This window comes from Vibrio sp. R12-SW3-ISO1, from assembly GCF_059834005.1.
Window position 1 is genome coordinate 28,502 of record NZ_JCBDGK010000049.1, and the last position, 26,848, is coordinate 55,349.

20 protein-coding genes and 2 pseudogenes are annotated in these 26,848 nt (G+C 45.3%); 14 read left to right on the plus strand and 8 right to left on the minus strand.

The genetic code is table 11. From position 1 onward, the window contains the following. Positions 1 to 19: 19 nt before the first annotated feature. Positions 20 to 1,630, minus strand: a complete 1,611-nt coding sequence (locus tag AC6R0R_RS15730) for an AAA family ATPase (protein ID WP_500627391.1) — start codon at positions 1,628 to 1,630, stop codon at positions 20 to 22. A 13-nt stretch (positions 1,631 to 1,643) separates the two neighbouring features. Then, complete coding sequence (locus AC6R0R_RS15735) at positions 1,644 to 2,240, minus strand: tyrosine-type recombinase/integrase (RefSeq protein WP_069497426.1); 597 nt, start codon at positions 2,238 to 2,240, stop codon at positions 1,644 to 1,646. A 109-nt stretch (positions 2,241 to 2,349) separates the two neighbouring features. Here AC6R0R_RS15735 and AC6R0R_RS15740 point away from each other — a divergent pair, with 109 nt between their 5' ends. From AC6R0R_RS15740 to AC6R0R_RS15795, 12 genes and pseudogenes are all read left to right on the plus strand, one after another. Beyond that, positions 2,350 to 4,053 carry a class I SAM-dependent DNA methyltransferase gene (locus AC6R0R_RS15740; protein ID WP_500627392.1) on the plus strand — a complete coding sequence of 568 codons (1,704 nt, stop codon included), beginning with the start codon at positions 2,350 to 2,352 and terminating at the stop codon, positions 4,051 to 4,053. Further along, positions 4,043 to 4,681 (plus strand): annotated as a pseudogene (locus tag AC6R0R_RS15745) (restriction endonuclease subunit S); the annotation flags it as partial. The gene AC6R0R_RS15740 and the pseudogene AC6R0R_RS15745, both read left to right, overlap by 11 nt. A 1,080-nt stretch (positions 4,682 to 5,761) precedes the next feature. Further along, the gene (locus tag AC6R0R_RS15750) at positions 5,762 to 6,691 is read left to right on the plus strand and encodes a COG2958 family protein (protein ID WP_500627393.1); all 930 of its coding nucleotides are present in this window, start codon (positions 5,762 to 5,764) and stop codon (positions 6,689 to 6,691) included. A gap of 16 nt (positions 6,692 to 6,707) precedes the next feature. After that, complete coding sequence (locus tag AC6R0R_RS15755) at positions 6,708 to 9,935, plus strand: type I restriction endonuclease subunit R (RefSeq protein WP_500627394.1); 3,228 nt, start codon at positions 6,708 to 6,710, stop codon at positions 9,933 to 9,935. A gap of 898 nt (positions 9,936 to 10,833) precedes the next feature. Further along, positions 10,834 to 11,808, plus strand: a complete 975-nt coding sequence (locus AC6R0R_RS15760) for a substrate-binding domain-containing protein (protein ID WP_500627395.1) — start codon at positions 10,834 to 10,836, stop codon at positions 11,806 to 11,808. Between the two features lie 62 nt (positions 11,809 to 11,870). Continuing rightward, entirely contained in the window at positions 11,871 to 13,364 is a 1,494-nt protein-coding gene (locus AC6R0R_RS15765; protein ID WP_500627396.1) for a sugar ABC transporter ATP-binding protein, read from the plus strand. After that, a complete protein-coding gene (locus AC6R0R_RS15770) occupies positions 13,357 to 14,355 on the plus strand; it encodes an ABC transporter permease (protein ID WP_500627397.1) in 999 nt (332 codons plus the stop codon). The genes AC6R0R_RS15765 and AC6R0R_RS15770 overlap by 8 nt, the downstream gene beginning before the upstream one ends. Positions 14,356 to 14,358: 3 nt before the next feature. After that, the gene (locus tag AC6R0R_RS15775; RefSeq protein ID WP_500627398.1) at positions 14,359 to 15,318 is read left to right on the plus strand and encodes an ABC transporter permease; all 960 of its coding nucleotides are present in this window, start codon (positions 14,359 to 14,361) and stop codon (positions 15,316 to 15,318) included. Positions 15,319 to 15,329: 11 nt separating this feature from the next. Further along, complete coding sequence (locus tag AC6R0R_RS15780; protein ID WP_500627399.1) at positions 15,330 to 16,964, plus strand: FGGY-family carbohydrate kinase; 1,635 nt, start codon at positions 15,330 to 15,332, stop codon at positions 16,962 to 16,964. A 234-nt stretch (positions 16,965 to 17,198) separates the two neighbouring features. Next, positions 17,199 to 17,468: a type II toxin-antitoxin system TacA family antitoxin gene (locus AC6R0R_RS15785; protein WP_500627400.1), complete on the plus strand. Its 270-nt coding sequence runs from the start codon at positions 17,199 to 17,201 to the stop codon at positions 17,466 to 17,468. Beyond that, positions 17,465 to 17,998, plus strand: a pseudogene (locus tag AC6R0R_RS15790) (GNAT family N-acetyltransferase). The gene AC6R0R_RS15785 and the pseudogene AC6R0R_RS15790 overlap by 4 nt, the downstream one beginning before the upstream one ends. 137 nt (positions 17,999 to 18,135) lie before the next feature. Further along, on the plus strand, positions 18,136 to 18,600 hold the full coding sequence (locus AC6R0R_RS15795; RefSeq protein WP_500627401.1) for an ASCH domain-containing protein: 465 nt from the start codon (positions 18,136 to 18,138) through the stop codon (positions 18,598 to 18,600). Between the two features lie 279 nt (positions 18,601 to 18,879). Here AC6R0R_RS15795 and AC6R0R_RS15800 read toward each other — a convergent pair whose 3' ends face one another. The 6 genes from AC6R0R_RS15800 to AC6R0R_RS15825 are packed head-to-tail and all read right to left on the minus strand — an operon-like array spanning position 18,880 to position 25,245. Further along, positions 18,880 to 19,809 (minus strand): N-carbamoyl-D-amino-acid hydrolase, encoded by a 930-nt coding sequence (locus AC6R0R_RS15800; protein ID WP_500627402.1) that lies wholly within the window; start codon positions 19,807 to 19,809, stop codon positions 18,880 to 18,882. A 16-nt stretch (positions 19,810 to 19,825) separates the two neighbouring features. After that, positions 19,826 to 21,073: a Zn-dependent hydrolase gene (locus AC6R0R_RS15805; RefSeq protein WP_500627403.1), complete on the minus strand. Its 1,248-nt coding sequence runs from the start codon at positions 21,071 to 21,073 to the stop codon at positions 19,826 to 19,828. Then, positions 21,073 to 22,302 carry a diaminopropionate ammonia-lyase gene (locus tag AC6R0R_RS15810; protein ID WP_500627404.1) on the minus strand — a complete coding sequence of 410 codons (1,230 nt, stop codon included), beginning with the start codon at positions 22,300 to 22,302 and terminating at the stop codon, positions 21,073 to 21,075. Before AC6R0R_RS15810 ends, AC6R0R_RS15805 begins: the two co-directional genes overlap by 1 nt. A gap of 47 nt (positions 22,303 to 22,349) precedes the next feature. Further along, positions 22,350 to 23,381, minus strand: a complete 1,032-nt coding sequence (locus tag AC6R0R_RS15815) for a TRAP transporter substrate-binding protein (protein WP_500627405.1) — start codon at positions 23,379 to 23,381, stop codon at positions 22,350 to 22,352. 11 nt (positions 23,382 to 23,392) lie between these two features. After that, on the minus strand, positions 23,393 to 24,676 hold the full coding sequence (locus AC6R0R_RS15820; protein ID WP_500627406.1) for a TRAP transporter large permease: 1,284 nt from the start codon (positions 24,674 to 24,676) through the stop codon (positions 23,393 to 23,395). Continuing rightward, positions 24,673 to 25,245: a TRAP transporter small permease gene (locus tag AC6R0R_RS15825; RefSeq protein WP_500627407.1), complete on the minus strand. Its 573-nt coding sequence runs from the start codon at positions 25,243 to 25,245 to the stop codon at positions 24,673 to 24,675. Before AC6R0R_RS15825 ends, AC6R0R_RS15820 begins: the two co-directional genes overlap by 4 nt. A 125-nt stretch (positions 25,246 to 25,370) precedes the next feature. On the opposite strand from AC6R0R_RS15825, the gene AC6R0R_RS15830 reads away from it, so the two are divergent. Next, a complete protein-coding gene (locus AC6R0R_RS15830) occupies positions 25,371 to 26,240 on the plus strand; it encodes a MurR/RpiR family transcriptional regulator (protein ID WP_500627408.1) in 870 nt (289 codons plus the stop codon). A 6-nt stretch (positions 26,241 to 26,246) separates the two neighbouring features. Next, positions 26,247 to 26,848: HNH endonuclease (locus AC6R0R_RS15835; RefSeq protein ID WP_500627409.1), on the plus strand; the 602-nt coding region annotated here is incomplete at its 3' end.

Consider the following 26,848-nt stretch of genomic DNA (forward strand, 5'->3'; position numbering starts at 1 on the left):
AAGAGAGTGACTTGATGATCTAGGTTTCTTCTAATTGTCGTTCAGGTCGCGGTATGTTTACTTGTACCTCTTTAGCTTTGCTCTCTATCCAATGGGATATCTCAGCACAGTAATTTCTCCATTCTTCAGTATCTTCTAGTGACTCTAAGACTTTTGATCTTGCTTGCCTGTGACCGGAAGCAGAAGCCAATCGCTCAAAGTAACTATGCCAGTCATCAAGTCCGACAACACCTCTTGAGAATGCAACAAGATCATTAAGGCGTTGATCGTCAAACTCTTGCTCTTCGAATAAAGTTTTAATGTTGTATTCTGGGCTACCTACTTGACCCTGAGGGGCAAATTGTTTGATTTTAAACTCTTTAATTTGCTGCAATATAACTTTGCGATCATTCTCTCGGTCATTACCGTTCAGGTGTCTTTGTACTTCACTATCTCGTTCCTTTTCTGTTCGACAAACATCGCCGTCTAATACACATAGTGTGCTCGATATGTCATGTCTCATTAGAGACTTGCCAGCAAGGAGAGCGAAAGCGTTGCTCCATGCACCGAATTTGGAAACTTCGATATAATCCTGCATGTGGTATCGATATACTAGATTCAGGCAGATCTCCTCAGCTAAATCATCTTCAACAGCGATATGGAACGGTTTAGTTATACTCCCAGTTAACTGACTCATAATTTGAGGGTTTGTATTTTTCATCGGAACCACATTTTTGCCAGTATTTAAAACGCCAACAATATTTATTTGGTCACTGAAGTCGGTGATAGTTTCTCTATGTGTAGAGAAAATGACTTCGATTTTGTTTTCATTAGCACGCTGGACTATTTTCTCAATTAGTCGTTTAAATGCGGCACCATGAAGAAGGACATCAACCTCATCAATTAACAGTAAACCACCTTTTGCAATGACTGGATTGTGTAGGGTATACAAAATGCTAAGGATACGCTTTTCACCTGCCCCCATTGAGTGTTCGCTGTAGGCTACATCGTTGTGCTCTAATCCAAACATAGTGTGCACTTTCCCACCTTTTTTGGAGGTATGACTGTTAAGTGCTGCATAATTTCGACCTAAAATATAGATCATGTCTTGCTTTATCTTATCTGCCGCCTCATGCGCAAGTTCAACTGTGTCGAACTCTTTGTATCGAGTTGCATTTTTGTTTTCGTTTAATGTAGATAGATCTTGTAGGCCAATATATGCGCTTTCTCGTTCATGACGACGACCATAGATTGGTAGCCAACGACTTTGTTTAGCCCCTTGCTTCTTATAGAACCGCTCTTTGTGACTTTTGTTCGTTACTTGTGGTTCTTTGTTTGGGTTTCTTTCATCAAAAGTAAAGTCTAAAGTGAAGCTAGCATCATCCCAGTCAGTGTGTTTATTCGGTGTGAAAAAATCAGATAAACGATTGTAATCTTTTGAGGTTTGCTTACCCTTAGGTTTGAAAGAGCATGCGAGGGCATGAATGATTGTGGACTTGCCTGAACCATTCATACCAATTATCGCTGTTACTCTTTTCTCTTGGTTGAACTCTAAAGAAAAGTCGGTAATTCCTTTCAGGTTATGGATATGCAACTCTTTTAATCGATAATTAAACCTAGTACGCACATTTTGCTTTTGTTTAGCAGGCATTAAAGTGAACTCCTCAAGTCTCACAACTCTCTGAAATCCTTAGCGCATCTTCAATTTCGACACCAAGGTATTCAATCGTGCTTTCGAGCTTAGCATGACCCAGAAGTAACTGAATAGCCCTAAGATTTTTGGTTTTAGCGTAGATCAAAGAAGCCTTGGTTCTACGTAGCGAATGTGTGCCATACTGAGATTCATCTAAACCGATTTCCGTTACCCATCTGTTAACCATAGTCGTGTAGTAATGATAGGAGATTGGTTGCCCTTCACGGCGTGGACTTGGGAATACGTAGTCGGTTGGTGTCAGACCATTCAGGATAATCCATTGAGATAAGGTTTGTTGGGTCTTAGGCGTGATCTCGAAATGCACTTCTTGATGGGTTTTCTGTTGCTTCACAATAGCTCGTGACATAACGCAGCCACTGCGGCTAACGTCTTGTACCTTTAGGTTACGTAAGTCGCATGCTCTGAGCTTGCTATCGATGGCAAGGTTAAACAGCGCCAATTCAAATAACCGTTCCTCAAGCTCCAACCGAATACGGATTCGCCAAATGTCTTCCAATTTGAACGCTTTCTTCTGCCCAACTCTTTTTCCTTTATTCCAAGCAACCATAATGTGCTCCTTACTTCATAAAAATCACTGTTAAGTAAGGCAGAACTCAAGGAAATTTGCGTAGTGACTGGTATCATAAGGCCAATTTTCCAAACTCTAGAAACCCGTAATGAACGAACAAGAACAACTATTCCTCAAAGAGCTAGAAGGTAAGCTCTGGACTGCCGCAGACAAACTCCGTGCGTCACTCGATGCCTCTCAATACAAACATGCGGTGCTTGGCTTAATTTTCGTTAAATACGTGTCTGATGCCTTCACGCTTCGCCAAGAAGAGCTAAAACAAGATTTCGCTAACCCTGATCACGAGTACTTCCTTGACCCTGAAGGCTACACGGCTGAAGAGCTTGAACAAGAAATCGCGATTGAGCTAGAACAGCGTGATTACTACAAAGAGAAAAACGTATTCTGGCTACCAACTGAATCTCGTTGGAAATTCCTGCAAGACAATGGCCCGATGGTCATTGGCGGTGCCGATTTGGTTATTGATGGTAAGACGAAGAAAATCACGTCTGTTGGGCATCTGATTGATAACGCCTTGGAAGGTATTGAGCGCGACAACCAGAAGCTAAAAGGCGTACTCAACAAGCACTACGCCGCTCTAAAAATTGATCAGGCAAAACTTAATGAGCTGATCAACCTAATCGCGACCATTCCGTTTAATCATAAATCCCTGAACAGTAAAGATATACTTGGTCATATTTACGAATACTTCTTAGGCCAATTTGCGCTTGCTGAAGGTAAGAAAGGCGGCCAGTTCTATACGCCTGCATCAATCGTTTCGCTGATTGTTGAGATGATTGAGCCGTTTGAAGGCCGTGTCTATGACCCTGCAATGGGTTCCGGTGGCTTTTTTGTGCAATCAGAGAAGTTTATTGAACGTAGAGCCAACCAAAAAGAAATCGACCCGCTGACGCAAAAACAAAGAATCTCGATTTACGGTCAGGAATATAACTACACCACATGGCAACTGGCGGCGATGAACATGGCAATCCGTGGCTTGGATTACGATTTTGGTAAGGAACCTGCAAGTACCTATACCAACGACCAACACCCTGATTTACGTGCTGACTTCATCATGGCTAACCCTCCATTCAACATGAAAGAGTGGAATACTGGTGTTGATGATAACGATCCACGTTGGGTTTACGGCACACCACCATCAGGTAACGCAAACTTTGCTTGGATGCAGCACATGCTTTACCACCTTGCACCAGATGGTTCTCAAGCCTTGTTACTTGCCAATGGTTCGATGAGTTCAACCACCAACAACGAAGGTGAAATTCGTGCGGCCTTGGTCGAGAACGATTTGGTGGAGTGTATGGTCGCGCTTCCGGGACAACTGTTTACCAACACGCAGATTCCGGCTTGTATCTGGTTCTTAACCAAAAACAAGAAAGCTCGTACCGACAAATCAGGTCGTAAGCTGCGTGATCGCAAAGGTGAAGTGTTGTTTATTGATGCGCGTAACCTTGGCTATATGAAAGACCGTGTACTACGTGATTTCACTCGCGATGATATTCAGAAAGTCGCTGATCTCTACCATGCTTGGAAGACGGGATACGAAGTTAACGGCGTGACATACGAAGACCAAGCGGGTTTCTGCAAATCTGCAAGGTTAGAAGATATTAAGAAACACGATTTTGTTCTGACTCCGGGTCGTTACGTTGGCACTGCTGATGAAGAAGATGATGGCGTTCCGTATGCTGAAAAGATGGCGACCTTAACTGAAAAACTGAGTTCGCAGTTTTCTGAATCTGCCAAGTTAGAAGCGGAAATTAAAAAGAACTTGGCGGGGTTAGGTTATGTCATCTAACTATTTCCAAACAACTATTGGAAATCAAATTACCTTACAGCGTGGTTTCGATATCACGAAGAAGCAGCAAATTCCGGGAGATATACCAGTGGTATCATCTGGAGGTATAGCGAGTTATCACAATGAAGCCAAGGTTGATGGCCCCGGAGTCGTTTTGGGACGAAAAGGAAGTCTAGGTACCGTATTCTATTTGGATAGTTCTTTCTGGCCGCATGATACTAGTCTTTGGGTCAAGGACTTTAAAGGTAATAATCCTCGCTTTGTATACTACTTCTTTACGAGTATTGCTGAAAAACTGAAAGGGATGGATGTTGGGGCTGCAAACCCCGCACTTAATCGTAATCATGTTCACCCAATGGAAGTGATATGGCCCAAGAGAGAGGTGCAAGACGATATTGTTGCCTTGTTGGGTATATTAGATGACAAGGTGATGCTGAATAACCAAACCAACCAAACCCTAGAACAAATGGCGCAAGCCATCTTCAAGTCATGGTTTGTCGACTTCGACCCAGTCAAAGCTAAGATGAACGGCGAGCAACCAGAGGGTATGGATGCGGCGACTGCCTCGCTATTCCCAGAAAAGCTCGTTGAGTCTGAGTTGGGTTTGATTCCCGAGGGTTGGAAAGTTAAGAAAATTGGCGATGTAGTTGAGCGATACTCTGTTGGTAAAAAATACAGTCAAAAAACGGCTGTAGAGTCAGGCTTAGTCCCAATTTTGGATCAAGGGAAGTCTGGAATTATTGGTTACCACAATGATAATCCGGGGGTTAAAGCTAGTTTAGATAACCCAATCATTGTTTTTGCGAATCACACTTGCTACATGAAACTAGTCACTTATGACTTCTCGGCTATACAAAACGTATTACCTTTCAAACTGAATGGATGTGACATCTATTGGTCTTATTTGGCAACTCAAGGAAAGCAAAAATTCGTTGAGTATAAGGGGCACTGGCCAGATTTTATGATTCACGAAATAGTCATTCCTAGTGAAGAGTTAATGCAACACTTTGGGGAATTAGTAAAGCCTTTCTATTCTCAAATGGCTTCAAATGAAAACCAAAATAAAAGTCTGGCTAAACTTCGTGATACCTTGCTCCCTAAATTGCTTTCCGGCGAAATCGAGTTGGAAGTATCCAGTAGTCTTGCTACAGACAAGATAGTAGATACTCTTCTAGATAACTTAGATTTTGGTATTAAATTTAAGCCAAGCCAGCAAAGCCTTCCTAAAGGATATATTGGCTTAATTACTGTTAGTGGGACATTTGGTTCTAACGGTGGCACTCATGTTCACGTGCCGACAGCGATTAAAGCTTTATCAGAATTAACTGGAGCTGATGGAGCTTATAGTGAAATAGCTGGAAATATAGCTACTGAAACCCTTATGTCCGGAACAGTAGAGATAGTTACTAATAACGTTATTCCGCTAGGAGTATTAACTAAAGTGTGTACGGCTGTTTTTGGAAAAAAAACGCCTATAAAACCGAGAGATGCAGTTTTGCTTACTACCATTCATGAAGCAAAAGACAAATCGATTGACTGCATACTCAATGATCAAGCTAAGCGTTTTGCTTTCTTAGAGTTACCTCCTATGGACGAAAGGGAGCTTGAGCAAAGCTTGCAATATTTAGAGTCTATTGGCGTTGTTAAAGGTAACGGTAAAACAATAGTTTTACTTGATTCCGTCGTTCAACATTAATCAGGAATAAAGATGGCAACCCGAGTAGAAATGATTATCGAAACGCTCAAGGCGAACCCCGACAAGAAGTTTACTGCTCGGGATTTAGCCAAAGAATTTGTGCTTCGGTATCCAGAAGAAATCGCTGAGAAGCAAGAAAACCCGCGATACAACACCGAAGAAAAGCTTATCGCCCAGCTCGCGGCAGAAATTGGTGGGGAACGAACTGAAAGAGCGAAAATAGTTTGTCCTAATGTCGCCACTCGTGACAAACCAAGACCTCGGATTTACTACTGGGAGCAGGAGTCTGCACCTGCTCATCATGACGATGATCTTAGTGACACAGATGAATCAGACATCAATACGCCTCTCGTTCCGCAAAGCTTAAGCGAGCAGGATCTCTACCCAATGTTGATTGAGTACCTCAGTAAGGATCTGGGTCTTTACTGTCAGCGCATTGACGAGCGTAAATCTAAAAACTCTCATGGCAACGGTGGCAATCACTGGTTACATCCTGATGTTGTGGCGCTAGAGCCGCTCGACCAAGGCTGGGATGAAATTGTGAGAAGCTGTGTGCGCAGTGGTAATCACAGCTCAGTTCGGCTTTGGTCTTTTGAGGTGAAGAAACATCTTACCAAAGGCAATGTACGAAAATACTTTTTCCAATCAGTATCGAATTCGAGTTGGGCCAATTTCGGCTACCTTGTTGCCACAGGCTTAAATAGCGACGTTGAAGGTGAGCTGCAAATGTTGTCGAGCTTGCACGGGATTGGCGTGCTGATTCTGGATACTGAATCTTTGTTTGATAGCCAAATACTCATTCCAGCTCAAGAGAGAGTCAACGTGGATTGGCAATCTGCAAACCGAATCGTCTCTGAAAATAGGGATTTCCACCATTACATTGAGCAGGTTGGCATCTATAACCAAACCGGACGGTTGATTAAGAGCGCATGGAATAAATAATAAGGACAAAGGCTTAATGATTACTGAAGACCAACTAGAACAACAATGCCTCGATTGGTTTAAAGAGCTAGGTTACCAATACCAAAATGGCTATGACATCGCACCGGATGGCAACACACCCGAGCGTGAAAACTATCAACAAGTCACGCTACAGGCGCGTTTGGTCTCTGCCTTGGAAACCTTAAACCCAAATGTGCCCAGTGACACCTTACTCGAAGTAGCAAAAATCGTTGCCACACCGCAAACGCCTGTACTGATTAAAAACAACAAACTCTTTCACCAATATTTAATCGAAGGTGTGCCTGTTGAATACTCGGTAATGGAGAACGGACAATGGGTGACTAAGCATACTCATGTTCGATTAATTGACTTTGACGACCGCGAGAATAACGAATTCTTAGTGGTCAATCAGTTCACCATCACGGGCACCAAAGTCAATCGAAGACCAGATGTAATCGTCTTTATCAATGGGTTACCAATGGCAGTCATCGAACTAAAAAATCCCGCCGATGATCACGCCGATATTTGGAATGCTTACAATCAAATTCAAACTTATAAAGAAGAAATCGCTGATCTCTTTGTGTTCAACGAAGCGCTAGTCATTTCAGATGGTTGGACGGCGCGAGTCGGTTCTCTTACCGCGAACAAAGAGCGCTTCTTGCCATGGAAGACAATAGAAAGTGAAGACGACAAGCCGTTACTCGAATTCCAATTAGAGACCATGGTGCGTGGCTTCTTTAAACCAGAATTGCTGCTCGATTACATTCGCTACTTCGTATTGTTCGAAAATGATGGCGACAAGATCATCAAAAAAATCGCAGGTTATCACCAATTCCATGCCGTCCGAGCGGCTGTTAAGGCAACCGTCACAGCTGCCACAACCTCTGACCAAATTACTGAGTCACGAGCAAATTACGCCAATACCGTGGTGCCCGGAAGTAAAAAAGCGGGCGTGGTTTGGCATACCCAAGGCAGCGGGAAAAGTATTTCGATGGTCTGCTACGCGAGTAAGTTACTTCAACAGCCGGAGATGAACAACCCAACCTTAGTGGTGGTGACTGACCGTAATGACTTAGACGGTCAGCTATTTAATACCTTCACGATGGCGCAGGAAACGCTAAAACAGATCCCTCAACAGGCTGAAGATCGTGATTCATTACGCGATTTACTTCTTAATCGTCAGTCCGGTGGCATCATCTTCACTACTGTACAGAAGTTTGCCTTACTCGACGAGGAAATGGCACATCCCATCCTCTCTGAACGCTCAAATATCGTGGTAGTTTCCGATGAGGCTCACCGCAGCCAGTACGGCAATAAAGCTCGCCTTGTTGATGTCAAAGACGAGAATGGCAATGTGATTGATCAGCGTTATGTCTATGGCTACTCCAAATACATGCGTGACGCGCTGCCAAATGCCGCTTTTATTGGTTTTACAGGTACACCAATATCAATGGATGATAAAGACACTCGCGGTGTCTTTGGCGATTATGTTTCTATCTACGATATTCAAGACGCGGTCGATGATGGCGCAACAGTGCCGATTTACTACGAATCCCGCCTCGCCAAGCTCGATATCAACCAAGATGAAATCGAAGCGCTTAACGATCAGGTTGAAGAGGAGATTGGTGAAGACGAAGAAACTGCCAGCCGTGAGAAGATTAAATCACACTGGTCGGCGCTAGAAAAACTGGTTGGTGCAGAGCCGCGAATCAAACAAGTTGCCAAAGATTTGGTAGAGCATTTTACGACTCGCTGTGAAACTTTTCCGGGCAAAGCGATGATTGTTGCCATGAGTCGAGAGATTTGTGTGGATTTATACGATGCCATCGTGGCCATCAAACCCGAATGGCACAGCGATGATCCAAACAAAGGCGTGATTAAAATTGTTATGACAGGCAGCGCCGCTGATAAAGCAAAAATGCAGCCTCATATCCATGATAAGAAGACCAAGAAGCTGTTCGAGAAACGCTACAAAGACACCAGTGATGAACTGCAATTAGTCATTGTCCGTGACATGTGGCTAACAGGTTTTGATGCGCCTTGTTGTCATACCATGTATATCGACAAGCCAATGAAAGGTCATAACCTGATGCAGGCGATAGCGCGTGTGAATCGTGTGTTTAAAGATAAGCCCGGAGGTTTGGTTGTTGACTATATTGGTATTGCCAATGAGCTTAAAAACGCACTTAATACCTATACCAACAGTCAAGGTAAAGGCCAGCCTACCGTCGATACCGCCGAAGCTTTCGCTGTATTTATGGAAAAAATAGACGTGATTCGCGGGATGTTTGCCTCGCCCGTCGAAGGTGCAGTCTTCAATTATCGCCCGGATTTTGAAACCAAACCACTGAAACTGCTTCCGGGAGCCGTAAACCATATATCAGGTCTTTCACACCGCAACAGAAAAGGTGAAGAAGTTCGTGATGGCAAACGCCGTTTTCTTGATGTCATGGCTGCACTGATGAAAGCCTTCTCACTGTGTAATACCTTGGATGAGGTCGATGGTTTTAAGAGTGAAATCGCCTTTTACGGAGCAGTCAAGACCGCATTCTTAAAGCATTCGACAGTCGATAAAAAACGTAATGACGAGCTACGAAACTCTGCTTTGAGGCAGATCCTCAACAACGCAATTGTGGCGGATGGCGTCGATGACATCTTCAAAACCGTTGGCTTAGATAAGCCCAATATTGGCTTGCTCTCTGAAGAGTTCTTGGAAGACGTGAAGAACATGAAAGAGAAAAACCTCGCCGTTGAGCTGCTTGAGAAGCTGCTGCGTGATGAAGTCAAAGCACGGATGAAAAACGATGTGGTACAGGAGAAAAAGTATTCTGACCGTATCATGTCAACACTGCAAAAATACCATAACCGCAATATCGAAACCGCACAGGTAATTGAAGAGCTGATCCAGTGGGCCAAAGAGATGCAGGCTGACGCTGAGATGATGGACAAGCTCAATCTATCTACTGATGAAATAGCGTTTTACCGTGCATTGGTCACCAACGAAGCTTCTGTCCGCACCCTAGGTGACGATAATCTACGTCAACTAGCTATTGAACTCACCCACCAACTGCGTAAGTCAGCTACTGTAGATTGGCAGAAGCGTGAAAGTGTCCGCGCACGGATGCGTAATCTTGTGCGTCGTCTACTCCGTCGTTGGAAATATCCACCTGATGCGGCTGAAGAGGCGATTAAGCTGGTTCTCGATCAAGCTGAGGTGCTAGCTGATGGGTGGTATGCGGCATAATTTCAATAGAGGCAAGGGGAAACCTTGCCTTTTGCATATTTATCATTGACTTCCACTTTAGTGGGGAGGGAGGAGGTACGCTCACGAACTCTGGGCGGTTCCATACCTCAATAATCGCATTACACTCTTGCTGCGAGAGCTTGTTAGCAGACTCTGGCCTGATACAGGTCGGCCTTCTATCCGCCTGAACTTCACCTTGTCGATACCATCAACTATAGGTGCCCAGGTTAATTTGCACCTAATGACAAGCGCACTCTAACCGGCAACCACTTTGCTTGGCGTCGTGGATAAGAGCAACTAGATGCTACCTTTCATCGGTTGAGGTTAGTCGTCCTCTGGTTTTTCTTTTGTCCAATTCCTTGCTGGCTAGAGGAGATGCATGTGCGTGAGGATTCGAACCGAGTTCTAGTTCTGAACGGTCTACTTCAGTAGCCGTTTGTGTAAACCAAGTACTATTATTCGTTATATAATTACAAACCGTCTGTGTTCTCTACTTTTCTTTTCGTGAACGAAAATGATGAATGCCACTCAAATAACATGTAACAACATATTTAATTGCTATTTATTGTGATTAAGCAATGATTTTCATCAATTGATCTCTCTTTAATAATCTTGCCTGCTCACCTCGATCTGCATTCATTTTCCAAACCCAACGCAAATGTTACAAGTATGTTTAATTTGTTAAACTAAATGACATACAATAAAGAAATAACTGAAAGTTAAATTACCCCACGCCTCGCTTGATACATTTTAATAACATAGTTTTATATCAAAACTTACATTAACGTGTGTAAGTCACAATTCAATATCTGGTGCTCGATATTCTATTGAAATACATCTTAAGATTGTTTCATCGGTTCAACTCACCCTACACATAACAAATAAAGGATTGATGAAGATGAAAAAGGTCTTACTGAAAGCGGCAGCTTTAACGCTAGCCCTTGCTGCGGCAGGAGCTCAAGCTAAAGATTATGAAATCGTGAACGTAGTTAAAGTGTCTGGCATTCCTTGGTTTAACCAAATGAACAAAGGGATCGAACAAGCAGCTACGGATTTCGGCGTGACAGCCCGCCAGCTTGGTCCTTCCACTCCAGATCCAGCGCAACAAGTTAAAATTATTGAAGACTTAATTGCCAAAGGCGTTGATGCAATTACTGTGGTACCGAATGATGTAACTGTATTGGAGCCAGTATTTAAAAAAGCTCGTGAGAAAGGGATTATCGTATTAACCCATGAATCACCAGATGGACATGGCGCGGATTGGGATATCGAAACGATTGATAACCAAGCCTACGCGAAAGCAACCATGGATGAGCTTGCAAATAATATGGACAAGCAAGGTGGTTACGCGGTTTATGTTGGCTCATTAACGGTGCCACTGCATAACAACTGGGCAAATCTAGCGATCGATTACCAAAAGAAAACCTACCCAGACATGTATGAAGTCACTAGCCGTATGCCAGTTGCTGAAAGCATCGATCAATCTTATGCCGCAACGAATGACCTGATGAAAGCACACCCAGATATGGCAGGTATCGTTTCTTACGGTTCATTAGGTGGCATCGGCGCAGGTGAAGCCATTAAGAAAAAACGCGCAAAAGACAAAATCAGCGTCGTGGGTATTATGATGCCAAGCCAAGCTGCTCCGTACTTAGCTCGTGGCGAGATTGATAAAGGCTTCTTGTGGAACCCAGCAGATGCAGGCTACGCCATGGTTGCCGTTGCTAAGCAAATGCTCGAAGGCAAAGACGTATCACAAGGGGTCAATGTCCAAGGGCTGGGTGATGCAGAAATCGATACGCAAAACCGCGTGATCAAGTTTAACAAGATTCTAGAAGTGGATAAAACCAACGCACGTCAGCTTGGTTTCTAAGCTAAACAAACTCTGTTCTAAATTGGGCGGTGCAACGCCGCCCTACCATATTGGAAATGATCATGTCTGGAACTCCTTTTATTACCCTCAAGCAAGTATCCAAGCACTTTGGTTCCGTGAAGGCATTGGATGGGATAAACCTAACATTCAATCAGGGTGAGGTGCACTGCTTAGCTGGCAAAAATGGCTGTGGGAAAAGCACATTATTTAAAGTGATATCTGGCGTTCACGCACCAGAGAAAGGCGCTGAAATCACATTAGCGGGCAAACGCTACTCTCGACTCACTCCACAGCAATCAATAGAGCACGGCATTCAAGTTATCTATCAAGACTTATCCCTATTCCCAAACTTGACTGTCGCAGAGAATATTGCCATTCAGGATCATGTTGAATGGGCAAAAGGGCTGGTGCAACAAAAGCGTATCCAGAGCATTGCAACTCAAGCAATGGCAAAAGTCGGTGTCAAATTACCACTGAATAAACGTGTTGAGCAGCTTTCAATTGCCGAATGTCAGCTCGTCGCCATTTGCCGAGCCATGGCATCTGATGCCAAATTAATGATCATGGATGAGCCAACCGCCTCACTCACGCGCACCGAAGTGAATCACCTCATCGAAGTGGTCGCAGACCTTAAATCCAAAGGCGTCACAGTGGTATTTGTGAGCCACAAGCTTGATGAAGTAATGGAGATCTCCGACCGAATCACGGTCATTCGTGATGGCCGAACCATCGGTACCTATCAAGCTAATGAAGTTGACAGTGACGAATTGGCTTTTCTAATGACCGGACAACGATTCGAATTCACACCTCTTGCCGATTACCACCAGCAAGGTGCCGTCAAACTTGAAGTCGAAAAGCTGTCAAAACGTGGCCAGTTTGACGATATTTCATTTCGAGTTCGTGCGGGAGAGATCGTCTCCATCACCGGCTTACTTGGCGCAGGCCGAACCGAATTGTGCATGGCACTGTTCGGCATGACTCAACCAGACAGCGGCGTTATCCGCATAAACGGCCAACCAACTACATTCAAATCTAACCGTGCCGCGATTTCTCAAGGCATCGGTTATGTCTCTGAAGACCGCATGTCGACAGGGTTGGTGATGGAACAGGCAATTCAAGACAACATCACTGCCTCAGTCATGCACAGACTGAAGAAACCCTCAGGTTTTCTTGACCATCTAAAGGCAAACAAGCTCGTCGATAGATTGATTTCTTCATTGTCCATCAAAGTCGCGGACCCAAAACTCCCGGTAACCAGTTTATCCGGTGGTAATGCGCAGCGTATCTCTATCGCAAAATGGATTGCCGCAGAACCAGAAGTGCTCATCCTTGACTCTCCGACCGTGGGTGTCGACGTTGCCAACAAAGAAGCAATCTACACCATCGCAAAAGACCTTGCCGCAAAAGGAATGGCAATCATCATGGTCAGCGATGAAATCCCAGAAGTGTTCTACAACAGTCACCGCGTGATTGTGATGAAAGAAGGACGTTTTACTCATGACTTCCAACCCGCTCACTCTACCGAGCAACAAATCATGGAGGCAGTCAATGCTTAACCAGTTTCGTTGTTCCTTATCTTCATTCACCAAGCGTCATGAGTTCTACCTCTCATTGATGATTGTGTTGATTGTCGCAGTGCTGACTTTTACCTCTGAAGATTTCCTCACTCTTGGAAACATCTTTGATATGTCAGTCAGCTCTGCATTGCTAGGCATCATGGCTTGTGGTTTGTTTGTCGTGCTTATCGCTGGCGGCATCGACATCTCATTCCCAGCGACCGCTGCGATTGCGCAGTACATCACCGCGACGTACATTTTGACGATTGGTGGTAACTTCATGATTGCGTTTGCTATTGCAACCGTTGTGGGTGTGTTACTTGGCATGATCAACGCCACACTAGTATACAAACTCAAGGTGCCAGCGATCATCATTACCATTTCAACATTGAACGTGTTCTTTGGCTTACTGATTTACTTTAGTAACGGCGAATGGTTGTACGGTTTTCCTGACTGGTTTATGGATGGTATTGAGCTGTTCACGTTTACCGGTAGCGACGGCTATGACTACGGTTTATCACTGCCAATCTTAACCTTAGTTACAATGATTGCCCTCACCTCATTCCTGATGTCTAAGACCCGCTTAGGTCGTCAGATTTACGCGGTAGGCGGCAATGCAGACGCGGCCAGTCGTATTGGTATTAACCTCTTTGGTATTAATCTGTTCGTTTATGGCTACATGGGAGCACTAGCAGGCATTGCTTCAGTGGTTCAAACCCAAATTACCCAATCAGTCGCTCCAAACTCTCTTATGGGGTTTGAGCTTACGGTACTGGCTGCTGTTGTACTTGGTGGCACGAGTATGACAGGAGGCAAAGGTACGCTGTTTGGCGTGGTCCTTGGGGTGATCTTGCTCGCTGTTGCTAAGAACGGTCTGACGTTGCTCGGTGTACCTTCATATTGGCACACGGTCGTAACTGGCTTAATCATTGTTTGCAGCATCAGCATGACGGCAATCAATGAGAAAAAACAAGCGCTACAAGAGGCATAAACCATGGAACAAGTGCTAAATAGTTTAAAGCTACCGACAGACAAGAACATTCGTTACTTACTGGTGATTTTAGTTGGCATTCTCGCCGTTATGGCGTTCTCAAGTGGGCAAGCATTCTTCTCCATTGATAACTTACAATCGATGTCATCGCAAATGCCACTGCTCGGTCTACTGGCACTGGCAATGGCCGTGTGCATGCTGACTGGTGGTATCAACCTGTCGATCATTGCAACAACCAACGCGTGTGGTTTGGTAATGGCGAGCATCATTACTCAAGCTCCTGATAGCTCAACAATGCTTATCTTGGCGCTTTTCGGAGGCCTCATTACCGCTACGGTTATCGGCTTGCTCAATGGTGCATTGATCGCGTACGTTGGCGTTTCACCAATACTCGCAACCTTAGGGACAATGACCCTGATTAACGGTCTGAACGTGTTGATCTCTGGCGGTAGTGTTATCTCTGGTTTCCCAGAAACCCTTTTGGTACTCGGCAACGGCTCTATCTTTGGTGTACCTATGCCGCTGATCTTGTTCGTTGGTTTTGCAATCGCCTTATGGGCACTATTGGAACACACCAGTTTAGGTCGAACCATCTACCTGATGGGGTCCAATGAAAAAGCCACTCGCTTCTCTGGTATCAACACACAAAAAGCAACCTTGTACGTTTATGTCATCTCTTCTGTGCTTTGTTGGGTCGCAGCCATTGTGATGATGGCAAAATTCAACTCCGCGAAGGCTGGCTACGGAGAATCCTATCTTTTGACGGCCATTCTCGCTTCAGTACTGGGGGGAATTAACCCAGACGGTGGTTTTGGACGCATTATCGGAATTGGTCTTGCACTTATCGTATTACAAACATTAGAAAGTGGCTTTAATTTGCTGGGAGTGAGCAGCTATCTCACTATGGCGCTATGGGGCGGCATCTTGATCTTATTTATCTTCTTACAAAAAAATAAGGCTTAACGGAGCAGTATATGAGTATTTATTTTATCGGCGTTGATGTAGGCAGTGGCAGCGCGCGTGCGGGTGTCTTTAACGCAGAAGGTCGTAAAGTGGGCGAAGCCAAACGCGACACCATGATGTTCAAACCTCAAGCTAACTTCGTTGAGCAATCTTCCGATGACATCTGGCAATGTGTATGTCTTGCGGTTAAAGATGCGGTTTCTCAAGCCAACATCGACCCTATCCAAGTCAAAGGTATCGGTTTCGATGCAACTTGTTCATTAGTCGTGTTGGATAAAAGTGGCCAGCCGCTAACGGTGAGTCCTACTGGGCGCAGCGAACAAAACGTCGTAATGTGGATGGACCATCGTGCTATTGCTCAAGCCGATCGGATCAACAAAACTCAGCATCCTGTATTGGCTTATGTGGGCAACCGTATCTCACCAGAAATGCAAACACCTAAGCTGCTTTGGCTCAAACAAAACATGCCGAATACATGGGCAAAAGCAGGTTACTTCTTCGACCTGCCCGACTTTTTAACTTGGAAAGCAACATTTGATGCCAGTCGTTCCCTTTGCTCAACCGTATGTAAATGGACATACCTTGGCCATGAAAACAAATGGGATCGAGGCTTTTTCGAACTGATTGGTTTGGAAGACCTACTGGAAGATAATGCAAAAACCATTGGTGACAGAATTCTACCTATGGGCCAGCCTGTTGGTGACGGTCTAACTGTGCACGCAGCCGATGACTTAGGTTTAACCCCAGGTACTGCCGTGGGCACATCCATCATCGACGCCCATGCCGGTGGTATTGGTGTTCTTGGTGCCTCAGGGATGACGGGTGAGAAAGCCGACTTTAACAAACGTCTCGCTTTGATCGGCGGAACCTCGTCTTGCCATATGGCAGCATCAAAGACTGCTCGATTCATTGATGGTGTTTGGGGAGCGTACTACAGTGCAATGATCCCGGGTTACTGGCTCAATGAAGGTGGGCAATCAGCTACCGGTGCTTTGATCGACCACATCATCACCTCTCACCCACTGTATGAAAACGCGAAGGAGCTAGCCGATAAACAAGGCAAAACCGTTTATCAACTATTAAACGATCGCTTGTTGGAACTGGCTGGCAACAAAGAAGACATCGCATTTTTGACAAAAGACATTCATGTTCTGCCTTACTTCCATGGCAACCGCTCGCCGAGAGCGAATGCTCATTTAACTGGCACAATCACCGGACTAAAAATGTCAAAAACGTTGGATGATATGGCATTGCAGTACCTTGCGACCATTCAAGGCATCGCACTCGGCACACGCCATATTATCGAAGTGATGAACGACTCAGGCTATGACATCGATACCATTATGGCCTGTGGCGGTGGTACGAAAAACAGTGTCTTTCTACAAGAACATACCAACGCGACTGGCTGTATGATCCTACTGCCAGAAGAGAGTGAAGCCGTACTTCTTGGCTCTGCAATGTTGGGCTCCGTGGCTGCAGGTTTCTACAGCGATATTCCAGATGCGATGAATGCGATGAGTCGGATAAGCAAAAGCGTGATGCCTCAGACAGAGAGAATAAAACACTTCTATGATGCGAAGTACAAAATTTTCCACAAAATGTATGAGGACGATGCTCAATACAAACGTCTAATGGAGGCGTTTTAAAACATCTTTCTAACACAAGCCAAGAAAAGCCGCCTAATTAGGCGGCTTTTCATTACAAGCAAAAATGTCTTTCATCTTGAATCTATCGTCCATCACGAGCGTTAAACTGTTCGTTAGCCGATACTTAACGAACGTCATATCATCTTCCGTAAACTATCCGTACAAATTGAATGCAATCTATATTCACGCGACAATCAACAACGTTACGGAATAGTTCCGTACATAGGAGGGTGTATGGCAACAGCACGTTTAGATATTCGCCTTGATGAAAAGATCAAAGCAAAGGCTGAAAAAGCATCTGCTTTACTTGGTTTAAAAAGTCTCACTGAGTATGTAGTTAGACTTATGGACGAAGATGCAACTCATGTCATTGAAAAGCATAAAAATATTGTGGTTAAAGATAGTATTTTTGACGAATTTATGACTGCTTGTGACAAAGCAAAAGCACCGAATCAAGCCTTGCTTGAAGCTGCCAAATTTTCAGAAAAAAGTGGTATTAAGTGAGTTGGGGTCAAGAGTTCGTAGAACTGAGCAAATCAAAGCACGACCGCAATTCATTCGATTGTGGTGAACCTGAACTGAATACATTTATCAAAACTCAAGCGGCAAAGCACATGCAAGCAGGAATTAGCCGCACGATGGTTTTGCCGAGTACTCAACCACTACTTAATAAAAAGTAGGCAATTTGCGCATTTTATAGTGTTGCACCGAGTTCTATCAGCCGAGAAACATTACCTGCCCTGTTAGCGAAGAAACTGCCTAGGTACCCAGTCCCAGTTTTTCTATTGGCTCAATTAGCTGTACATAAAGAATTTAATGGCTCAGGGCTTGGGAAGGTTAGTTTAATTCGTGCACTTAAGTACTTGTGGGAAGTTAATCACCACATGAAGGCATATGCTATTGTTGTGGAGTGCCTTACGGATGCAGCCCAGACATTCTATACAAAGTTCGGCTTTGAAGTTCTGTGCGAACACAATGAACGTATTCGTATGTTCTTGCCAATGAAAACGGTAGAACAGCTTTTTAGCCAATAGGTCACGAATACAACAACTTACTCAAGCGGACGCCGAACGCTCGGTGGATTTAGTTTGAGTTACTGTGGGCTTTGTGGGGGCATCGAAGGCGCCACTTCGCAAGGTGTTATATTTAAATCAATTGTCGAGTCAAAATCATGGATGAAAGAAGTAGAGTTTTCCTGGAACAATACCTGAACTCTTTACCCAACGAAGTGGCTTCCAAATACACTTCGTTCAGCTCAGACTATTTCTGTGCAGATGAACACAATGCTAATCTCTGTGCAGAGTTAATCCTTCGCGGTGAAAAGCGTGCATCATGCAGCTTGGATTATTGGTACAGTGAAAAAGGTGAGCCGATGCCAGTCGTTGGACACCTTCAAGTAGTGACAAATTGGGATGGTATACCGGTTTGCATTATAGAAGTGACGTCCGTAACCAAGCAAAAATACAACGAAGTAACACCGGAGTTCGCTGCCTTAGAAGGTGAGGGGGACAAGACTTTAGATTGGTGGCGGAAGGCGCATTGGAACTTCTTCTCAAAAGAGTGCATAGAGCTAGGAATATCGCCGTCGGAAGATATGCTACTGGTCCTAGAACAGTTCAATATGGTTCGCAAGTAAAAATATACCCCTTCAAGCATAGTGACTACTCACAACCACTACAGAACGATGCTCCTTATCTCACCCCAAATGGCAATGGGCACTTAAGGGTAAGATGCCGTTGATGGAAGTTGCTGGACAATAGGCTCTGACCTCCCCCTCCTACTTTGGTTCATAAGTAGGAGGGGGTATTACCATTTTCGAGTGTTAGTTTTTTCGGCTATAGATAAGTGAAAAAGCCAGAATGCCGATAAATATTCAACCCTTTCATGCACATTTCCTTAGACTGGGATATCGCTACTACTTTTCTCCGATAGCCCTACTGATTATTTCATACTCCTCAGGGCTACGGTGCAAATCAAAATTGAAGATATGCTCTTTGATTTCCCGGGTACGCTCAAAGTCACAATCAGCAACAATCAGCTCATCATCCACCGTTGATGCCAGGGCAACGATTTCTCCTGTTGGAGCGATAATACAGCTCTGGCCTAACAGTTCACAGCCCTCTTCATTGCCCGCTTTGGCACAGGCAATGACCCAACAACCGTTCTGGTACGCCGCTGACTGCATAACGACATGATTGTGGAAACCCTGCAGATGGTCATGTTGCGGAACGGGAGGGTAATGCATAGGGGTGTTGTAACCTAGGACAATCATCTCAGCACCTTTGAGAGCCATAACCCGGTAGGTTTCCGGCCAACGGCGATCATTACACAGCGCCATACCTACCTTACCACCCATAAAGTCCCAAGTACCAAAGCCAAGGTCGCCGCGCTCAAAATAACGTTTCTCCAGATGCTGAAAAGGACGCCATGATTCATTCTCATGATGGCCCGGCAGGTGGATCTTACGGTACTTGCCGACAATCATTCCTTTGTCATCCACCAAGATAGAAGTATTAAAGCGTTGGCTGGGACCTTCCCCATCCTGAACCATTTCTGCATAGCCCAAATAAAAGCCGATACCTAATTCAGCCGCTTTATCAAACAACGGCTTGGTATCGTCATTCGGCATCTCCCTTTCGTAAAACCAGTCAAGATCACGTTCGTCTTCAAAGAACCAGCGCGGGAAAAAAGTGGTTAAAGCAAGCTCAGGAAAAGCAACAAATGCACATCCTTTCCGGTGGGCTTGTGTGAGCAAACGGATAAGGCGAGTAACAACTTCACTTTTGGTTTCATTGCGGGCGATAGGCCCCAATTGGGCTACGCCAACCGTGAGTATTCTAGACATGTAAACAACTCCTTTTTCACATGCAAAGTTCTAATATGGTCTTGAGCAATACATTTGCTCCATTAGCCACCTGATCTGGGTGGGTGTATTCATGGATGTTATGGCTGATACCATCCTGGCTTGGAACAAATATCATCGCCGTTGGACAAAGGGGCGCAAACATCTGCGCATCGTGCCCAGCACCGGAAAACATGCGCTTGGTCGACATGCCACAATTTTTCGCCTGGCGTTCAATATGTCCGATCATCTCAGTGTCAAAGACAACAGGAGCAAAACGGGCAAGTACCTTTTTCTCAACACGAATGCCATGCTTATCCACCAGGGAAGCGATGAAGGCTTCAAGTTTTGCTTCAGCACATTGCAGCGCTGACTCATCACTATTTCTCAGATCAACCGTTAATCTGGCGTAATTTGGGATAACATTGACCAGGTTGGGCCTGAACTCTACAGAGCCTACTGTCGCCAGTTGATTAGGAGACATGGAACCGGACAACTGATGGACATAGGAGATGACGCTTGCAGCCGCTAACCCCGCATCATGGCGGTATGACATCGGCGTCGTACCCGCATGGTTGGAGGTGCCATGAAAAGTATATTCAGACCAGGATATTCCCTGCACACCCTCTACAACACCAATATCTAACGCTTCCTCATCCAGGACAGGGCCTTGTTCAACATGCAGTTCAATGTAAGCAGCGACAGCTTCCTTTACACGCGGAAATATATCTACCCCTTGGTAGCCGATACGTGACAGCTCCTCACCGACACTCACCCCGTCAATACCTATAGTCGCAAGGGCGGTTTCAAGTGGCAGGCTTTTGGTAAATACCGCACTGCCCATCATATCTGGCGCAAATCGTGAGCCTTCTTCATTGGTAAAAAAAGCCACACTCAGCGGGCTAACCGGTTTAATACCGGAGTCAATAATAGTTTCTATTACCTCTAGTCCAGCCAGTACACCAAGGTTGCCGTCAAATAGGCCGGCAGTCGTTACCGTATCGATATGCGAGCCCATCATCACGGCGGGCTTTTCGGCCTGGCCTTTAAGGGTAGCGACAACATTGCCTATAGGATCGATTGCAATGTCGAGACCAAGCTCTTTCATCCAGCTTACCACTAGATCACGCCCCATCTTGTCCGAATCTGTAAGAGCCAACCGTGATACCCCACCGCCATCCAGAGCACCAATTTCGCCAAGCATTTCCAGGCGGCCCAGTAAGCGCTCGGCGTTGACAGATAGAGGCGCTGTGCTTTCCTCGGCCATCAAACCACCTCTCCACTTTCCATAAAATCTGTGACTAACTCTTTGTATAGCTGTGGATCCGTTGCGCCTTCGCTTCCGATGAGTAGAACGTTACTGTTCTCATCCAGCCTTAATGCCGCCCTGGCCACGTTATCGCCAGCCGCCAGTAGCAATCCACTGAGCCCCGCCACTGCCGATTCACCCGCGATAATCGTATGAGTGGAGCATAAATCGCTGCCGGCCAACAAGCGCATACAGTCAATAGCAGACTCATCAGTTACCGTCATAAAGTGGCCTGCACCTGCGGAAAGGATATCCCAAGCCAGCAGCGACACTTCACCACACGCCAGGCCAGCCATTAATGTATCCAGCTCTCCATCCACCGTTACCGGACGCCCAGCTTTGGCACTTTTGAACAGACAGTCGGCTTTTTCTGGCTCGACCACAACACAAATAGGGCGCTGCGCGCCATAACGTTGCCATGCCTGGGCAACGACTGCTGCAGCGAGGCCGCCTACCCCACCCTGGACAAAAATATGACTTGGAACGGTACCTTCCGGCATCTGCGAGAAAGCCTCATCAGCCATCACGGTGTAACCCTGCATCACGTCCCTAGGCACATCCATATAGCCTTCATAGGAAGTATCAGAAACCACATATCTGCCCAGTTCTTTAGCATCTAGGTCGGCCTGACGCACGGCATCATCATAATTACCTGGGACGCGGATAACACTGGCACCATAAGCTTCAATCGCCTTCTTCCTTCCTACACTCACAGTTTCGTGGATATAGATAACGCATTGGCAACCATACTGCTGACATCCCCAGGCGACAGAACGTCCATGGTTACCATCAGTGGCACAGGTAATGGTGACATTTTCAATAACCTTGCGATATTTCCCAGAACGTAAATCCTGATCACTAACGTCATCCCCTCCCCCCGACGACTGTACAATTCGTTTGAGCAGATTTGCTACAGCATAAGCACCGCCAAGTGCCTTAAAGCTACCTAATCCAAACCGGGTGGATTCATTTTTATAGAAAATACCAGCGACATTGATCGCTTTGGCTGCATTGTCTAACGTCTCCAGCACTGTTGGTGTATAGCCTGGCCACTGCGAGATATCATTAAACGCAGCCTTGAAACCAGCTGGGTTGAGTATTTTTTGGTGCTGGTCACCCAGAGCTTTCGGAGCATTGCAGGAAGGGTTACCGACCAACTGAAATCCAGGAGTGATAGTATAATTCATATATTGTTATCTCCGATGGGGCGGTAAATACCACCCCATAAAAATGATTAAGATTCTTCAATTGCAGCAAGGAATGCGTTCATCATTTCCTCACCTTCACTGCCGTATTTCTCTGTAATCACCTTCTTCACCACCGGCTGGGACATCTCTTTAAATGCCTGGCGCTCTGCTGCTGTAGGTGTATACACCTTCATCGTTTTCTTAAGCAGCTCTAGGCCTCTGTCGGAGGCTTCAATAGCTCGGGCTATACCTCGACCAGCAACAATAGCTGAACGGGCTGCATAGTTAACAACGATCTTCTCTTCTTCACTTAGCGAGGCGTAGAAGTCCGGGTTGATAGTCCACACATAAGGGGTAAATAGATGGCCTGTCAGGGTCAGGTATTCCTGTACTTCAGCAAATTTCGCAAATGAGATAATCGGCACTGGGTTCATCTGTCCATCCGCTACACCGGTCTGCAATGCCGTGTAGACTTCAGACCATGCAATAGCTGCAGGCTGGCCACCCAGGGACTGGATAACTGCTTTGTGGGACTCCAGTCCCATGGTGCGGATTTTCAGCCCTTTCATATCCTCAGGAGAGTGAATCTCTTTCTTAGAGTTCGTTAACGCAAAGAAGCCGCCAGAATCACCAAAACCAAGTACCTGCAGGCCCGCTTTATCCTGGATATCAGCCCCAAGTTTTTTACCGAACTCGCCATCGAATACCTTATATGTGGTACTGATGTTTGGATATGCAAATGGAACATCAAGCACACCGATCAGCGGATAGGCAGCTGCCAGACCACCAACAGAATGAATACCAGACTGAATTACGCCAGCTTTTACCTGGAAGATAACTTCACTGTCTTTACCAAGCTGTGAGTTTGGAAATAGTTGCACCTGCACCTCACCATTGGTACCGGATTCAACGAGGCTCTTGAATACTGTAGCCATCGCACCTGTTGGGTTGTCGAATGGGTCATTATTGTTCAGGTGGTGCAGTTTCAACGTTTTTGCAGCCATAGCGGGGCTGATAATACAGCTAGTTGCAATCAGGCTAAGTGCCGCAGTTTTTAATGTCCGTTTAATTAATTTCATGGATGTCTCCCTTAGAATCCGAACTGACGAGGTATAAACAATGTAAGGTCACTCCAAAACGCAATAAGTACTAAAACAGCGAACTGGATTAGCAGGAATGGCCACAGTGAATAGGTGATTTTTTCTACTTTCTCTCCTGTCACAGAAGAAAGCACGAATAAACAAGCGCCCACTGGCGGGGTCATCAGAGAAATGTTAAGAGCCAGAATAATCATGATGCCGGCATGAATAGGGTCCATACCGATTGCATTGGTAAGCGGAACAAGAACCGGAGCCAGGATAATCAACACCGCGTTAATATCCATAAACATCCCAATACCAATCAGTAGCAGCAGTATCATCAAGGTGATAACCGCTGGGTCCTGAGAAAAACCTAGAAAGCTTTCTGCAATCATTTGTGGGATCTGGTTGAATGTCATCCACCATCCAACAATGGACGCCGATGCAATAATCAGGAACACAACACCAGTGATCTTTGCGGTGCGGATAAGCATCTCTAAGATGTCATTAAGGCTAATACAGCGATAAATAACTGTACCAATAAACAGTGCGTAGAACACAGCTGCAGCGGCAGCTTCCGTTGGGGTTACTATGCCGATAAGGATACTGCCCAAGATGAATACAGGCATAAATATAGCGAGCAGGCTTGAACGGAATGTTTTCAGTATAAACAGTAAACTGGGCTTGTTTTCACCGGCCGGCAGCATCCACCTGCGACCAAATGCTGCTATTAACGCCATACAGGTTACGGCAATCAGGATCCCGGGAATGATCCCTGCGGCAAACAAACCCGAGATCGAAACACCCATTAACGAACCATATATCACCATAAGGTTTGAAGGTGGTATCGTTGGTCCGATGATTGAGCCAGCCGCCGTTACAGCACAAGCAAATGGACGGGTGTAGCCCTTTTTCACCATAGCTGGAACAAGTGTATTACCAAAGGCAGCGGCATCAGACACAGCAGCTCCGGTCATACCGGCAAACATCACCGATGCAAGCATGTTCGACTGGGCTAACCCTCCGCGGAAATAGCCCACCAAAGCCTCAGCAAACTGGATTAAACGCACCGTAATACCCGAGCGGTTCATAATCTCCCCGGCCAGAATAAAGAACGGCATCGCCATGAAAGTGAACAGATCCAAACCCTCGAAGAAACGTTTGGCGCCCATCACCATCATATAGTCGCCACCAATATTGTATAAGCCGACAACGCCGGCGATACCTAACACATATCCAATGGGCATGCCTAAAAGCATCAGTAGAAAAAAGCAAACAGCAACGGTCAGGATCATTGGTTGTTCCCCACAGGCAGGTATTTAGGAAACAGGGATAACAGAGGAGAAGTAAATAGAATCTGAATCACTGTTAGGAAAGCGGACACCGGCACCGCAGCAAAAGGAATCATCATGGTTATGCCAAATATATTGGCGTACTGGTGGGCGCCATCGATCGTCATTCTCAATCCATAAACCACCAGATAAACAAAAAAGAGGATTGAGATAATGTCAATAACAATGGCAAGCTGCTGTCTTAACCTTTCTGGTAACTTATCAACCAGCAAGTTAAAACCGATATGCTCCCTCTTTCTTGCACCACATGACACAGCAAGGAGCGCCGACCAAATCATCACATATCTGGCAAACTCTTCTGTCCAGGTGATATTGGCACCGACAAAGTACCTGTCGACAATCCCCAGCCATACAACCAAAACCATCAGTCCAACTAAAAGCGCACAGGTAACTTCTACAATACGGTTCAGCCGGCCAGACACATTCTGCGCAAACACGCCGAATCTACCTACTTCTACCGATGTGGGAACGACATCTGTTCGGGTCATTTCCTTTCCTTTTAAGTTAGTCATTGAAAATCTCATATCAGATTTCAAAATATTAAAATTTGATTTTCAGTCGGTCAAGGGTTTTTTGAAAATTAATTTTCATATAACATACATCCTGAAAATTTATTTTCTATATGACAGGGGATATCATGAACAAGATAAACGAGCAGAACCTACTTGATGCCAGAATTCGCGAGCATTATGAAAGTATGCCGCCTTCAGAAAAGCTACTTGCCGATTTTCTCCTAACTTTCCCTGGACACATTACCGACTATTCTGCAACAGAGCTGTGTGAACTGGCTGAAACATCAAGAGCGGCTGCATCTCGTTTCTTCAGCCGACTAGGCTATAAAGACTTTAATGATGCAAAACGGCAGGCCAGGGAAGCCAAAAAGTGGGGCACTCCTCTTTACCAGACCAATACCCCACCGGCCAAAAGCAACTCCAGTACTAGCCAGGTTATCTCTGATCATATAAACCGGGAACAGACCAACATACAGCGTTCTTTAGAAGGTATTGAAGGGGCAACCCTGCGCTCGATAGTAAACGCGATTGTTAACCATAAACGTATAATGTTGGTGGGGTATAGAAACAACCACTTTTTCGCTGAGTATTTTCAACGGCAACTATCTCTTCTTAGAGATGGCGTTACGATTCACCCTAGCTCCCATCAAACCATTGCTGAAGAGCTATTTGATCTCAGTAGTGAAGATTTATTGATCGTATTTGGCTTTCGAAGAAGAACCCGTATTCTTAGTGATATCATCGATCTAGCGAATAAATGTGGAGCCTCAACGCTGTTAATCGCTGACCCTACTGCTGCCGCACTCGAAAAGCGGGTAAAGTGGAAAATTGAGTGTAACGTGTACAGCACATCAAGCTTTGATTCCTACAGTAGTGTAATGAGCACCCTAAACCTCATGATCAACCAGGTACTATCAGCAAATGAATCTATCATTGAAAGGCTGAGGGCTATTGAGTCAGTCCATGAGCAACTTGGCGAGCTTAGCGAAAATTAACTTCACTTGAGTAAGGTTGCGCAACCCTGTGAATTTGCAATCGACGTCAACCTCATTGTATTAAATCGACCCGTTTCAACCGATGAGTTCAAACATCACATCATCGAACGTTTTAATAATCAATGTGACCCAAAGCTTTTCACAGTGGATGGAAATGCGACACAAAATTATATGGTTGCTATACCTGAGAGTGTCGCGAGCATTGTACTGTCGAGCATTGAAGACGATAACTTGTGTCTCCTCATGCAACCCTCTAAGTCTTCAAGCAACACAGCACGTAGAAAGCGCAAAGCAACCAAAGGCGGTGTTCGTAGCGCTCGATCCAACGCACGTATTGGGAAAGGAGCATTTAGAGATGAAGTGCTCGAGATATGGGACAATACTTGTCCCGTTACGAAAGTCGCACTGCCTGAGCTACTGATAGCTTCTCATATTGTTTCTTGGGTATTAAGTGATGATGATGAAAAGATCGATGGCTACAACGGCTTCCCTTTCACCCCCAACGTCGACAAGTTGTTTGATAAAGGGCTCATTTCCTTTTCAGATGACGGTTTACTTCTAATAAGCCCACACCTATCAGTTGCAACTCTCAATGCCCTAGGCATTCG